This window comes from Xenorhabdus thailandensis (assembly GCF_037996785.1).
Classification (GTDB): Bacteria; Pseudomonadota; Gammaproteobacteria; order Enterobacterales; family Enterobacteriaceae; genus Xenorhabdus; species Xenorhabdus griffiniae.
In genome coordinates, this window is sequence record NZ_JBBMXF010000017.1 from 1 (window position 1) to 14,570 (window position 14,570).

The following is a 14,570-nucleotide window of genomic DNA, read 5'->3' on the forward strand; positions in this document are numbered from 1 at the left end:
CAATCAACCACATCTGGTCATACCAGATGGTATGCACTCATTGAGGAGAATGACATGCTCTACCTAAGTGAAACTATTCAAGTAAAATGGCTAAAAGATGGCATTGCTGAACTCATTTTCAATGCACCGGCTGCAATTAATAAATTAGACACAAAAACGGTCACTTCACTGGATAAAGCCGTTGCGACCCTTGAGCAAGAGACTAAACTAAAAGGGTTACTGCTACGCTCTGAAAAACAAGCTTTTATTGTTGGTGCTGATATCACAGAATTTTTATCGCTATTCAGTGCACCTGCAGAAAAACTGCACGAATTACTGAATCTCGCTAACAATATCTTTAACCGTATAGAAGATCTTCCGGTTCCGACTATCTCGGCTATCAATGGCTATGCCCTTGGCGGTGGCTGTGAATTGGTACTTTCAACAGATTTTCGTATCGCATCCCCCGATCTTCGCATTGGATTACCAGAAACTAAATTGGGCATTATGCCAGGATTTGGGGGTTCTGTTCGCCTGCCACGCTTGATTGGCACAGATAATGCTCTCGAAATCATCTCCGCAGGAAAAGATATTGGTGCTGAAGAAGCGCTGAAAAATGGCTTGATCGATGCCGTCGTTTCTGCTGAAAAACTGGTTGATTCTGCCGTTTCAGTTCTGGAACAAGCCATTCGAGGAGATTTAGATTGGCAAGCCGCCCGTCAGCCTAAATTGTTGCCTCTGACTCTCAATGAGATCGAACGTACCATGAGTTTCACCGTAGCAAAAGGTATGGTAATGAAGGTTGCTGGCCCGCATTATCCAGCACCAATCACAGCGGTAAAAACCATTGAAAAAGCCGCTACACTCGGTCGCGATGAAGCCTTAAAACTGGAATCAGCCAGTTTTGTATCATTAGCGCACACCTCTGTCGCTCGTGCGTTAGTCGGCATCTTCCTGAATGAACAGTATGTTAAAGGGCTAGCGAAGAAACACCTACAAACCGTTACAACCCCTGAACATGCGACTGTACTGGGTGCTGGTATCATGGGGGGAGGGATTGCCTATCAATCAGCGCGCAAGGGTATTCCTGTCTTGATGAAAGATATTAATCAAAAAGCGCTGGATTTAGGTATCAATGAAGCGGCCAAGTTGCTGAATAAACAGTTTGAACGGGGACGTTTAGATGCCATGAAGATGGCCAAAATTCTGGCATCCATCCAACCAACCCTGAATTATACGGGTATTGAACAATCCCAAATTGTTGTTGAAGCTGTAGTTGAAAATCCTAAGATTAAAGCTGCGGTTTTGGCAGAAACAGAATCACATATCAGCGATGACTGCATTCTGACTTCCAATACCTCCACGATCCCAATCACTGAATTAGCAAAATCGCTAAAACGCCCGGAAAACTTCTGTGGTATGCATTTCTTCAACCCAGTACATCGTATGCCATTGGTTGAAGTCATCCGTGGAGAAAAAACTTCAGAGAAGACTATTGCAAGCGTTGTCGCCTATGCCAGTAAAATGGGTAAAACACCGATCGTTGTTAACGACTGTCCTGGCTTCTTTGTAAACCGCGTATTGTTCCCTTATCTGGCTGGTTTTGGCATGTTGCTACGGGATGGTGGCGATTTCCGCCAAATCGACAAAATCATGGAAAAAGAATTTGGCTGGCCAATGGGTCCTGCATATCTCATTGATGTTGTCGGTATTGATACTGCTCACCATGCACAAGCTGTCATGGCTCAAGGTTTTCCAGACCGCATGAGCCGCGATTATCGGGATGCCATTGATGTACTATTTGAAAATCAGCGTTATGGTCAGAAAAATGGCGTTGGTTTCTATAAATATACCCAAGATAAAAAAGGTAAACCGAAAAAAGAGCTGGATGAGACTACCGATCAGTTACTGGCAAGCATCAGCAAACCGAAACATACTTTCTCTGGTGAAGAGATCATTGCCCGAACCATGATCCCAATGATTAACGAAGTTGTTCGCTGCTTAGAAGAAGGTGTCATTGCCAGCCCAGCAGAAGCAGACATGGCACTGGTATATGGTTTAGGCTTCCCTCCATTCCATGGTGGCGTTTTCCGTTACCTGGATACCATGGGAACCGCAGCCTATGTGAAGATGGCAGAAAGTTATGCTGATTTAGGCGCACTCTATCACATACCCGCTGGCCTGAAAGCAAAATCCGAAAGCAATGAAAGTTACTACCCGGCACCAGCAGAACTTGCTGTTAATCCAGGTGAAAAAGCGTGAGGTCTGAAAACATGGAAAACGTAGTTATTATTGATGGTATCCGTACCCCAATGGGGCGCTCAAAAGGTGGTGTATTCCGTCAGGTCCGTGCCGAAGATCTCTCCGCACATCTGATGAAGTCAATACTCAAGCGCAATCCTGCCGTTAGGCCTGAAGATATTGATGATATCTCTTGGGGATGCGTACAACAAACACTGGAACAAGGGTTCAATATTGCCCGCAATTCTGCTTTACTGGCGGGCATTCCTCACTCAGTCCCCGCGGTAACCGTTAACCGCCTCTGTGGTTCTTCAATGCAATCATTGCACGACGGTGCCCGCATGATCATGACCGGTGATGCCAGTGTTGTTATGGTCGGCGGTGTTGAACATATGGGACATGTTCCCATGACACACGGTGTCGACTTTCATTCCAAATTAAGCCGTAACGTTGCTAAGGCAGCAGGTGTGATGGGATTGACGGCAGAAATGCTGGCTAAAATGCACAATATTAGTCGTGAAATGCAAGATGAGTTTGCCCTGCGTTCTCATCAACGGGCAGCACAAGCGACTGAATCCAAGGCTTTCGCTAACGAAATCGTTCCTATATATGGACATGATGCTGATGGGAATATGAAACTCGTCGATTTTGATGAGGTGATCCGCACAGATGCTAATCTCAAAGGGTTGGCTGCACTGCGTCCCGTTTTTGATCCTGTCACTGGCAGTGTGACTGCGGGTAACTCCTCCGCGCTTTCCGATGGCGCCTCTGCCATGCTGATCATGAGCGAAAGCAAAGCTAAAGCGTTAGGATTAAAACCTCGCGCCCGTATTCGCTCAATGGCGGTGGTTGGTTGTGATCCTTCGATCATGGGTTATGGCCCGGTGCCGGCCACACAAATGGCCTTGAAAAAAGCCGGCTTAAGCCTGACGGATATTGGCGTCATGGAATTGAACGAAGCATTTGCTGCACAATCCTTGGCCTGCGTAAAGGGGTTGAATCTGCTGGATAGTATGGATGACAGAATCAACCTGAACGGTGGCGCTATTGCTCTTGGTCACCCATTGGGATGCTCTGGTACTCGCATTACAACCACCTTGCTTAACTTGATGGAAAGTAAAGATGTTCAGTTCGGGCTATCAACCATGTGCATCGGGTTAGGCCAGGGTATAGCCACGATTATTGAAAGAGTATAGTCATGAAAATTTGGCTATAAAGCATAGCTGATGATTAACATTGATGACTTTTAAAAATTAACGTTTTTCCCTTGTCTGTCTTATCTATTGCATCACTCTAGTAAGTTGTTGCCATAGTTTCCCGCCTGTCAGGGGCGGGTTTTTTTATTTTTGCGTCTTATTTTTTATCGGCAAATGGCTCAAATAAACTCAAATGCATCCCCATACATGCGTTCGATAGATGCATCACGCTCACTACAGAACCGTTCACGGGCAATTTTAGCCATCTCAAAACGACCAGCAATGTAGATATCATGGTTTGCCAAACTGCCGAAATCTTCCAAAACTGCACTCAAAACTGTGCCCGTTCTTCCGCGCCAATGCTCATCAACTTGTTCAACCACCGGTACAATAGTCAAATTAGGATAGTGCTCACTTAATGATTGCAATTCCCCCAAATCATACAAATGTTGCAGCTCTCGTCCTCCCCAGTAAATGGAAATTTCGCGATTAGGATTTTGTTCCAATGCAGACAATAAGATAGAGCGTGTATATGAGAATCCTGTTCCACCAGCAATCAATAACATCGGGTTTTTGCTGTCTTCACGAAACCAGGCCTGGCCATGTGGAATATCAATATCAATGACTTTCTGATCCAGAATTCTATCCATAACCGCCATCGCATAGAGATTTAGCTCAGAAGTACCAATATGCAACTCAATGATCTGTTTTTCTGATGGTGGTGATGCCATGGAGAAAGGACGCTTATCCCTATCATCCATAATCACCATTAAATATTGCCCCGCACGGAAAGAAAAAGGCGAATCAGGTAATAAACGAACCCGATAAACTGTATCTGTAATGGAGTCAACCGATGTTACTTTACAGCTTAATATTGTCATGCGTTCCCTCTTATCGCTTCAAAATATCTAATTGATCCCAAACTTCATCGACACGGGCCCGAATCTCATCGCTCATCACTATCGGACGCCCCCATTCCCTTTGTGTCTCTCCTGGCCATTTATTCGTTGCATCCAATCCCATTTTTGAACCTAACCCAGAAATAGGGGATGCAAAATCGAGATAGTCAATGGGTGTATTTTCCATTAAGACAGTATCTCTCTGCGGATCCATTCGCGTTGTTATCGCCCAGATGACATCATTCCAATCTCGCGCATTGATATCATCATCACAAACGATAACAAATTTTGTGTACATAAATTGTCTCAGATATGACCAAACTCCCATCATTACTCGCTTGGCATGGCCTGCATACTGTTTTTTGATTGTAACGATAGCGAGTCGATAAGAGCAGCCCTCTGGCGGCAAGTAAAAATCCACAATTTCAGGAAATTGTTTTTGCAATATTGGCACCAAGACTTCATTCAACGCAACCCCTAACACCGCAGGTTCGTCCGGTGGACGCCCAGTGTAAGTAGAATGATAGATAGCATCACTACGTTGGGTAATATGGGTTACCGTAAATACTGGGAACGTATCTACTTCATTGTAATAGCCGGTATGATCACCATATGGACCTTCTGGAGCCATTTCGCCCGGTTCAATATAGCCTTCAAGGATAATTTCAGCACTGGCCGGTACTTCCAGATCATTAGATATACATTTAACAACTTCCGTTTTATGTCCCCGTAATAATCCAGCAAACGCATATTCAGACAAGGTATCAGGAATTGGGGTAACCGCTCCCAATATCGTGGCAGGATCGGCGCCCAATGCAACGGACACGGGAAAACGTTCTCCTGGATGTGCCTGACACCACTCCTGAAAATCAAGCGCACCGCCACGATGTGATAACCAGCGCATAATCAGTTTGTTTTTTCCCAATACCTGTTGGCGGTAGATCCCCAAGTTCTGGCGCTCTTTATTAGGCCCCTTAGTCACCGTCAACCCCCAGGTAATCAAAGGGGCGACATCTTCTGGCCAACAATGCATAACTGGAATACGGGTGAGATCCACCTCATCTCCTGCCCAAATTTGTTCCTGACACGGCGCAGAGCTGAGGCGTTTAGTTGGCATATTCAAAACCTGTTTGAACTTAGGCAGTTTATCGACCAAATCACGAAAGCCTTTTGGCGGTTCAGGCTCTTTAAGGAAAGCTAATAGCTTCCCAACATCATGCAGTGCCTTAACATCATCCTGCCCCATACCCATGGCAACACGCTTAGGTGTGCCAAATAAGTTGCACAAGACAGGCATCGAATATCCCTTAGGGTTTTCAAATAATAAGGCGGGACCACCGGCACGAAGAGTACGATCTGCGATTTCAGTCATTTCCAGGTATGGATCAACTTCCATACGAATTCGTTTTAATTCACCTGATTGTTCTAACAAGGAAAGAAAGTCTCTTAGATCGCGATATTTCATAGTGTTCATTCATGCCGATTTTCAAGGAGGGAAAGCCATTATAATCCCTCCCATGAGGGTTACAAGGAAAACTCATAACCTGCTAAAACACAATGGATTTAGTGTAATAATTAATACATAAATTTTTGCTAGAAATAGGCACAATAGAATATAAAAAAATACGGCTTACACTTTAAGTAACGTGTATTTTTACTGATGACCCTATAGTACTGGTTTTGTTATGCTAGACATTCTACGCAATGGAGTCTAAATATTATGGGAAATTGGTATCTTCTTTACTGTAAACGTGGGCAAATCTCTCGAGCAATAGAGAATTTAGAGCGACAAAACGTAACTTGCTTAACACCTACAGCCAAAATTGAAAAAATCATCCGAGGTAAACGAACCACTGTTACTGAACCACTGTTTCCCAATTACCTGTTTGTTCATTTTGATCCTGAAGTTATTCATACTACGACAGTTAACTCAACACGTGGTGTAAATCATTTCGTTCGATTCAGCACTTACCCTACCATTATTCCACAAACATTAATTGATGAATTAATGTCTGTTACTGAGCAAGAATATATTGCACCAGAAACCCCAAATACGGGTGATACTGTCCTGATCACCGAAGGAATTTTCGAAGGAATTCAGGCAATTTACAACGAACCGGATGGGGAAGCCCGTTCCATTCTCTTGCTAAATATTCTCAACAAAGAAGTTTCTAAAGTTTTAGATAATAAATATTTCATCAAAATTTAATCAATAAACGGGCAAAATTGCCCGTCTTTAATATCCCCTGGCTATTACAATAATCAATATTTTTGTTCATGTAACCACTGCGCTACACGCTTGGCAAAATAGGTCAGAACGCCATCTGCTCCCGCTCGTTTGAAGCATAATAATGATTCCATAATCACGGGCTGCTCTTTCAACCAACCATTTTGAATGGCCGCCATATGCATGGCATATTCACCCGAAACCTGATAGGCAAATGTTGGCACACCGAAAGTATCTTTTACCCGGCGAATCACATCCAAATATGGCATACCAGGTTTAACCATAACGCTATCTGCACCTTCCTGTAAATCCTGTGCAATTTCCTGCAAGGCTTCATCACTGTTTGCAGGATCCATTTGATAGGTCATCTTATTGCCACCTTTCAAGTTACCGCTGGTACCAATCGCATCTCTAAATGGCCCATAGTAACAAGAGGCATATTTGGCAGAATAAGCCATGATTTGGGTATTCACATACCCCCCCATCTCAAGCTGATCGCGAATAGCACCAATACGGCCATCCATCATATCGCTTGGTGCGACAATCTCAGCCCCAGCTTCAGCATGGGATAATGCTTGCTTCACCAGAATATCTTTGGTCACATCATTGATAACATAGCCATCCTGATCAATAACACCATCTTGGCCATGGGTAGTAAATGGATCGAGCGCTACATCCGTCAACAGCCCCAATTCAGGAACAGCATCTTTCAGGGCACGAACAGCACGCTGGATCAAGCCATCTGGATTATAAGCTTCTTTCGCATCCAACGATTTCTTATCCGCTTCAATGGCTGGAAACAGGGACAAAACAGGAATACCCAGTCGGGCAATCTCTTCTGCTTCTTTCAGCAAAAGATCGATTGTCAGACGATACACTCCTGGCATTGAAGGCACTTCCTGACGCTGATTTGTTCCTTCCATAACAAATACAGGATAAATCAGATCATTAACAGTAAGTTGATTTTCAGCAACTAAGCGGCGGGAAAAATCATGACGGCGCACACGGCGCATACGACGACCGGGAAATACCCCCGGAAATACATAGCTCATATGGTTCTCCTAATGTAAAACCCAGCGACAAAGCGCTGGGTTAGTCGTCATCGTTTCATGATAATGATATTAACACCATCAATCAGTTCACGATAATTATGAATGTCTGGTATCAGATTATTTTTTAAAATTGTCACCAATATCACTGTCTGCTTTATCTTCTGGGTTGATAAAATTACGCCGTCCCCATTTACCAACATAGAACTGCGAAAGTACAATTCCCAGTTCAAATAGCAAATACATGGGAACAGCCAGCAGAGTCTGGGAGAAAACATCAGGTGGTGTTAACAACATCCCAACCACAAACGCCCCAACTAAAATATAAGGACGTTTTCTCTTTAGTGATTCTGGCGTCACAACCCCACTCCAACACAGCAAAATAATGGCAATAGGGATTTCAAATGAAACCCCAAAAGCCATAAATAGCGCCATGACAAAACTTAAATAATTGCTGATATCCGTCGATATTACGACCCCAGCGGGCACCGTATTGATAAAGAAACCAAATGCTATGGGAAAAACGACAAAATAGGCGAATGCCATTCCCAGATAAAATAATATGCTACTGGAAAACAACAGGGGCATAATCAAACGGCGTTCGTGTTTATACAATGCCGGTGCAATAAATGCCCATACTTGATAAAGGATCATCGGTGCCGAAACAAAGATAGACACCATAATGGTCAGTTTAATTGGGGTAAAGAAAGGTGATGCAACATCTGTTGCAATCATATTGGCGCCTTTAGGTAATTGCTCCATTAAAGGCGCTGCAATAAGCCGATAAATGTCATTGGAAAAATAAACTAATGCCAGAAATACTACCAGCACGGTAATTAGACTATTTAAAATCCGCTTACGCAGTTCAATCAGATGACTGATAAGAGGTTGGGTATTATCCACAGACATGTTTCAGTGTTCGCCATTTGCTTGTTCAGGAAGTTTTCTTTTCTGCTGCTCTGGTATTGTGCTCGATTGGAACCCAGAAGAATGAAAATGCGTTTCGTCTTCCTCCAACTCCCTCATTTCATCCGGTTTCAACTGATAGGTATTTTTCAATGATTCAGCCGCTTCCTTCAACTCCTCCATTGAGGCTTTCAGTTCTGGCGAAAGTGATTGCAGGTCAGCTTTTTCTTCCATTTTTTTCAGTGTGTCCTGAAGCTCTTGCAATTTTAGTTCTTGAGCAAGTTCATTCTGAACGTTAGCTGCCAGCGAGCGCAATACGCGAATCCATCCAGCCACTGTTTTGACCGCGATAGGCAAACGCTCCGGCCCCAAAACAACCAAGCCAATGATCATCACTAACAGTAGCTCACTAAAACCAATGTCAAACACGGTTTATACCTGCTCTTTGTCTTTACTTTTACTCTCTGATTTTTCAGATTGCGCAACCGTGGACTTTTCAGTCAGGTTTTTAGTTTCAAACTCGGCATCCTGACTCATTTTCTCCGGCTGCTGTGACTTTTCATCATCACTCATTGCCTTTTTAAAGCCCTTTATGGATTCACCCAAGTCCGAACCCAAGGTACGAAGTTTATTAGTACCAAACAACAGTACGACAATGACGGCAATGATGAGCAATTGCCAAATACTTATACCACCCATACTGACCTACCTCTATTCATCAGAATATGACTCGTGATTTAATTATAAACGACGAACTTGATGTTCAAAAATAATGCAATCATATCAAGGTTCGTGGCAAAATTACCTTCATTTAATATTCATCATTACTGAATTATTGAAGTTTACTTAAATGACGCCAGCCCAATCCCCATGATGCAATGCCGACCCCTATCATTCCCCATGCCAGGTGTTTCTGATCTATAATGAAAAACAAACTACCACAGATAAAGAGAGTTGCACCAATCCCCAATAAATAAAGAGACTTGCGTTGTCTGAGCTGTTGTTGCCTGAATTGTTGCGATATCTGATCAATGCTGCTCTGCAAACGTCGGTGCTGCTGAAGCGAGCCATATACCAGTTCGGGAAGCTCTGGTAACTTTTCCGCCCAATAAGGCGCTTTCTCTTTAAAGGCTCGCACAATAGCGGGAAGCCCAACCTGGTTATGCAACCAATCTTCCAGAAAAGGTTTTGCTGTTTTCCACAGATCAAGCTGAGGATAAAGTTGGCGCCCCAAGCCTTCAACATACAACAACGTTTTTTGCAACAGAACCAACTGGGGCTGAACTGTCATATTAAAACGGCGGGCGGTATTGAAAAGGTTTAGCAGAACATGCCCAAATGAGATTTCAGCCAGTGGTTTTTCAAAAATGGGTTCACAGACGGTACGGATAGCAAATTCGAAATCCTCCACATTGGTATCTGCCGGCACCCAACCAGAATCGACATGCAGTTCAGCAACCCGACGATAATCACGATTAAAAAAGGCAATGAAATTTTCTGCCAAGTAGCGTTTATCATCTTTATTCAAAGAGCCAACAATACCGTAATCGATACCGATATAAGTAGGATCTTCTGGTTTGTCATAACTGACGAAAATATTACCGGGATGCATATCCGCATGGAAAAAACTGTCACGAAATACCTGGGTGAAAAACACCTGAACGCCACGCTCAGCCAACAATTTCATATTGGTGTTCTGTGCCTCTAACGCCGCAACGTCTGACACAGGAATGCCATAAATGCGCTCCATCACCAAAACATTTTCTCGGCAATAGTTAGGATAGACCTCTGGCACATAGAGCATAGGACTATCTTCAAAATTGCGCCGCAATTGAATCGCGTTTGCAGTTTCACGCAATAAATTCAGCTCATCAAGCAGGGTTTTTTCATATTCTCTTACAACTTCACGCGGACGAAGACGACGACCATCAGGTAAAAGAGGAACCAAATTTGCCAGACGATACATTAACCGCACGTCAGCTTTAATTACAGGCAGAATATCCGGGCGGATCACCTTTAGGACAACCTCTTTGCCATTTTCCTTCAGTCGGGCAGTATGTACCTGAGCAATAGACGCGGAAGCCAGCGGTTGTGGATCAAAATCCTCAAACCACGTTTCCAGTGCTCCCTCTAACGCCGTTTCAATCGATTTTCGTGCCACCGCACCATCAAAGGGAACTACCCGATCTTGTAACATCGAAAGTTGATCTGCGATGGCAGGTGGGAACAAGTCACGACGTGTGGAGAGCATCTGGCCAAATTTGATCCACACTGGGCCGAGTTCTTGTAATGCTAAACGCAAACGTTCGCCGAGAGGTTTATCCTTATGCTTATTAGGTATCCAAAACAGGAAATAACGCCCAAAACGCAACGGCCAGGTCAAACGAATATTCGGGATGAGTTCATCCAACCCGTAAGAAAGAAAGACCCGGATGATAAAGTAAAGTCGTCTAATTTCACTGGGTGTCATGTTTTTCCTCCAGTGCCGCCAACCGTTTTTCGAGTTGGTTTATCTGATTGGCAACGGCATTAACTTCCTCACTGAAATAGGCCACTTCCAGCGCACTGGGAACCATTTCCCATTCTTCCGTCAATGATTCGGTGAAATGCGTTTTCTTCTTTGCAATGGTATTGCTGGCAAATTCAAAACTTTTCTTCACCATCCGGGTGATGCCTTCTGCGACAATATCACCAACATAAGGGGAGAGGTAATGCGCAGGATCCCACTCTGACATATCCAGCAAAGCAGACCATTGTTGAATCACCTGCATATCCCCTTCAATGACAATTTCACCACGGTTAATCAAGGCTGAAAGGCACTGGCGATCCCGTAGCTTGAGTAATGCAGGGAGCGTTGCTTTCATCGAGCAATCCACAGGTTCCGACCATTGGCTCAAAACATCCACTTGTTTCTCACTGAATATCAGTATCAAGGGAGTTTCGATTTCTTTCAGTTTAATGGACAGTATCTTACCTGCTAGTCTCAAGCGGGCAGGTTTTAATACAGCTTCTCGATATAAAAGACGATTCAAGGTTGTTTCCAGAAAGGCCGTTACTACCGGAAACAACACTTTTTCATTTGAGATCGCAAAAGCCATATTATGGCTTGATGAGGGTATTTCCATCTCAGAATTTGAACCCTTTGTGCAATGCAACAACGCCACCAGTCATATTGGTGTAGTAAACCTGGTCAAAGCCCGCTTCTTCCATCATGCCTTTCAAGGTTTCCTGATCAGGATGCATACGGATGGATTCTGTCAAATAGCGGTAACTGTCCGCATCATTCACAACGATCTGACCGATTCGGGGCAGAACGTGGAATGAATAAACATCATAAATCTTACTTAACGGTGCCAGTACAGGTTTGGAAAACTCCAGCACCAACAAGCGGCCACCAGGCTTAAGTACCCGATACATGGAGCGTAGCGCTTTTTCTTTGTCCGTGACATTACGCAAGCCAAAAGAAATGGTAATACAGTCAAAATGGTTATCCGGGAAAGGCAGTTCTTCAGCATTGGCTTGAACATAACTGACGTTGCCTACGATACCGATATCGCGTAATTTTTCGCGGCCAACTTTCAACATTGAGTCGTTGATATCCGCCAAAACAACCTGCCCTTTTTCCCCACAATTCGGGAGAATTTTGCGGTTAGATCGCCTGTCCCACCAGCAAGATCAAGCACCTTATGACCACGGCGAACACCACTTGACTCAATTGTGAAACGTTTCCAGATACGGTGAATGCCAAATGACATCAAGTCATTCATTAAGTCATATTTCGAGGCCACAGAGTGGAACACCTCTGCCACCATCTCTTTTTTTTGTTCTTTGGCTACAGTGCGGAAACCAAAATCAGTGGTTTCTTTTGATTGATCTGCCATATTATTTGTCCGCTTTTTATTCAAAAAAATTTATAGTCAGTGTATCAGCCTTTCCAACAAAACCCTATTCCAGACTTTACTCATTTACCTGCAACGATTGGAAAGATTTATCAATCAACTGTGAATCAATAGGACACTTCACATCCACGCCTAAATCACGAAATCCTTCGGCCTGACTAATTAAATTACCTCTGCCCTCAACAAGCTTTTTCATTGCGAAATGGTAACTCGTCTGTGCTTTGTTAAGGCTTTGCCCTAATCCTTGCATATCATCCACAAACAATCGCATTTTGTCATACATTCTGGCGGCTTTATCAGCAATCAAACGGGCATTTTGACTTTGATATTCATAACGCCACAAGTTATTGATAGTACGAACGGCAACCAGCAAAGTTGATGGGCTAACCAGCATAATATTATGTTTCCATGCTTCATCAAGTAATTCTGGCGCCTGGTTGAGTGCAACCAAATAAGCGGGTTCCACAGGAATAAACATCAAAACATAGTCCAATGATCGCAATCCGGGTAATTGTTGATAATCTTTTCGGCTCAGGCCACGGATATGTCCTCTGATAGAATTGATATGTTCCTGTAAGGCTGGCGCCTGTTGTTCTTCGCTATCACTATTGAAATAACGTTCATAGGCGACCAAGGACATTTTGGCATCAATAATGACATCTTTTCCCTGCGGCAGATGCACGATCACATCAGGTTGAAAACGTTCATTGTTTTCAGCCTTAATATTAACCTGTGTATCGAATTCATATCCCTCACGCAAGCCAGAGGCTTCCAAAATTCGAGCCAATACCATCTCTCCCCAATTTCCCTGTATTTTATTGTCTCCTTTCAGAGCCTTTGTAAGATTAATAGCTTCTTTTGCCATCTGTGCATTAAGTTGCTGAAGATTGCGGATTTCATGAGTCAAGGTATGGCGCTCACGGGCTTCTAGCCCAAAACTGTCTTGTACCTGACGGCGAAATCCCTCAAGTTGTTCACGAAATGGCATCAGAAGATGATTGAGATTTTGGCGATGATATTCATCGGTACGGAGTCGGTTCTGCTCAAAGATGCGATTGGCCAGATTTTCAAATTGGGTACTTAATCGCTGCTCACTGCTGATCAATAAACGCTGCTTTTCCTCCGCAGCTAGTCTGGTTTCTTCAAGCCGAATGCTAAATTCGCGCAATTCAGCTTCCTGCACACTGTTAATTTCACGTTGCGCCAGTAACTCTTGGTTTAATTGATCGCATTCAGTACGCCAATAGTGGGCTTGCTCCCGTTTTTCATGGCTGACAGCCAGTTGGCTATATAATTCACGCAGCTCCTGCTCTTTTTGCTGGAGCCTCTGCTGAACAGAAAGCCAGACGAAGATCCCTCCGCCCAGCAATCCACCCAAGCCACCGATCAGCATGTATAACCACTGGATATCCACCTATACACCCTCGCTAACTCTATTATTTTTTATTGGCACGATTACCGATAAATTTCAGACAACTTTTGTGAGTCATTAGCCCCAATGTAAGTTAAATAGAGGCTGTATAGATGTCCAGAGTATTCAATGGCTTTCTTTCAGTTTGCAAAGTAGCTCGCAATTATCCCATCCACTCTGCCAACCAACGCAAACCAAATGCCCCTGGTGCTAAAATACCGAATGCCCAAATCAATGCAGAAGCTAGGTTAGCAAGCTGAAAATGGCGTTTTGGCATAGCACAGATTCCGGCTACCAGCGGTACAACAGCTCTCAAGGGACCAAAAAAACGCCCAATGAAAACGCCCCATACACCCCATCGTTCAAAAAAACGATGTCCGCGAACCAAAGTTTGAGGATGGCGAGAAAGCGGCCACATCTTGCCAACATCTTCTTTGTAATGGCAACCAAACCAGTAAGAAACCCAATCACCAAAGAAAGCACCAGCGGCTGCGGCTATCCATATTGGCCAGAAAGTTAACCCACTTTCACCAATTAACGCTCCTAACCCTAACAAAATGATCGTTGCTGGTAACAATAGGGAAATAAATGCCAACGATTCACCAAATGCCAGTAGGAAAATGATGGGAATTGCCCAAACTTCATGGGCTTTTACGAAGTTTATGACCAATTCGATAATTTCATGCAGGCTCACATTAATCTTTCCTGTATTATCAGTGGGAGGTGATAAGGTCAGCCCTGAACAATCCGCCCAATGCTAACC

The 14,570-nt window shown here is 43.8% G+C and carries 13 protein-coding genes and 1 pseudogene; 3 read left to right on the forward strand and 11 right to left on the reverse strand.

All coding sequences use genetic code 11. The features are described from left to right. The first annotated feature begins 54 nt into the window (after positions 1–54). Positions 55–2,241 (forward strand): fatty acid oxidation complex subunit alpha FadB, encoded by a 2,187-nt coding sequence (fadB, locus tag AAC853_RS16530; protein ID WP_340615216.1) that lies wholly within the window; start codon positions 55–57, stop codon positions 2,239–2,241. Between the two features lie 11 nt (positions 2,242–2,252). Then, on the forward strand, positions 2,253–3,416 hold the full coding sequence (gene fadA, locus AAC853_RS16535; protein WP_338884544.1) for an acetyl-CoA C-acyltransferase FadA: 1,164 nt from the start codon (positions 2,253–2,255) through the stop codon (positions 3,414–3,416). Between the two features lie 179 nt (positions 3,417–3,595). On the opposite strand, the gene fre is transcribed toward fadA, so the two are convergent. Together fre and ubiD are read right to left on the reverse strand one after the other, a co-directional pair. Next, positions 3,596–4,297, reverse strand: coding sequence for an NAD(P)H-flavin reductase (gene fre / locus AAC853_RS16540; RefSeq protein WP_338884543.1), 702 nt, complete (start codon positions 4,295–4,297; stop codon positions 3,596–3,598). Positions 4,298–4,307: 10 nt separating this feature from the next. Then, on the reverse strand, positions 4,308–5,780 hold the full coding sequence (ubiD, locus tag AAC853_RS16545) for a 4-hydroxy-3-polyprenylbenzoate decarboxylase (protein WP_338884542.1): 1,473 nt from the start codon (positions 5,778–5,780) through the stop codon (positions 4,308–4,310). Between the two features lie 255 nt (positions 5,781–6,035). Between ubiD and rfaH the strand changes: the two genes are divergently transcribed. After that, complete coding sequence (gene rfaH / locus AAC853_RS16550) at positions 6,036–6,524, forward strand: transcription/translation regulatory transformer protein RfaH (protein ID WP_338884541.1); 489 nt, start codon at positions 6,036–6,038, stop codon at positions 6,522–6,524. 53 nt (positions 6,525–6,577) lie between these two features. Here the strand turns inward: rfaH and hemB are convergent, their stop codons facing one another. From hemB to AAC853_RS16595, 9 genes and pseudogenes are all read right to left on the reverse strand, one after another. Beyond that, entirely contained in the window at positions 6,578–7,594 is a 1,017-nt protein-coding gene (gene hemB / locus AAC853_RS16555) for a porphobilinogen synthase (RefSeq protein ID WP_338884539.1), read from the reverse strand. Between the two features lie 117 nt (positions 7,595–7,711). Then, the gene (tatC, locus tag AAC853_RS16560; RefSeq protein ID WP_338884538.1) at positions 7,712–8,500 is read right to left on the reverse strand and encodes a Sec-independent protein translocase subunit TatC; all 789 of its coding nucleotides are present in this window, start codon (positions 8,498–8,500) and stop codon (positions 7,712–7,714) included. 3 nt (positions 8,501–8,503) lie between these two features. Next, positions 8,504–8,926, reverse strand: coding sequence for a Sec-independent protein translocase protein TatB (gene tatB / locus AAC853_RS16565; RefSeq protein WP_340615197.1), 423 nt, complete (start codon positions 8,924–8,926; stop codon positions 8,504–8,506). A gap of 3 nt (positions 8,927–8,929) precedes the next feature. Then, positions 8,930–9,196 (reverse strand): Sec-independent protein translocase subunit TatA, encoded by a 267-nt coding sequence (gene tatA, locus AAC853_RS16570; protein ID WP_338884535.1) that lies wholly within the window; start codon positions 9,194–9,196, stop codon positions 8,930–8,932. Positions 9,197–9,329: 133 nt separating this feature from the next. Next, positions 9,330–10,967: a ubiquinone biosynthesis regulatory protein kinase UbiB gene (gene ubiB / locus AAC853_RS16575; protein ID WP_340615198.1), complete on the reverse strand. Its 1,638-nt coding sequence runs from the start codon at positions 10,965–10,967 to the stop codon at positions 9,330–9,332. Beyond that, complete coding sequence (ubiJ, locus tag AAC853_RS16580) at positions 10,954–11,622, reverse strand: ubiquinone biosynthesis protein UbiJ (RefSeq protein ID WP_422824235.1); 669 nt, start codon at positions 11,620–11,622, stop codon at positions 10,954–10,956. Before ubiJ ends, ubiB begins: the two co-directional genes overlap by 14 nt. 1 nt (position 11,623) lies before the next feature. Continuing rightward, positions 11,624–12,378: pseudogene (ubiE, locus tag AAC853_RS16585) on the reverse strand (bifunctional demethylmenaquinone methyltransferase/2-methoxy-6-polyprenyl-1,4-benzoquinol methylase UbiE). Positions 12,379–12,454: 76 nt separating this feature from the next. Further along, positions 12,455–13,810 (reverse strand): DNA recombination protein RmuC, encoded by a 1,356-nt coding sequence (gene rmuC / locus AAC853_RS16590; protein WP_340615200.1) that lies wholly within the window; start codon positions 13,808–13,810, stop codon positions 12,455–12,457. 160 nt (positions 13,811–13,970) lie between these two features. Beyond that, positions 13,971–14,501, reverse strand: a complete 531-nt coding sequence (locus tag AAC853_RS16595; RefSeq protein WP_340615201.1) for a DedA family protein — start codon at positions 14,499–14,501, stop codon at positions 13,971–13,973. Positions 14,502–14,570 lie beyond the last annotated feature (69 nt).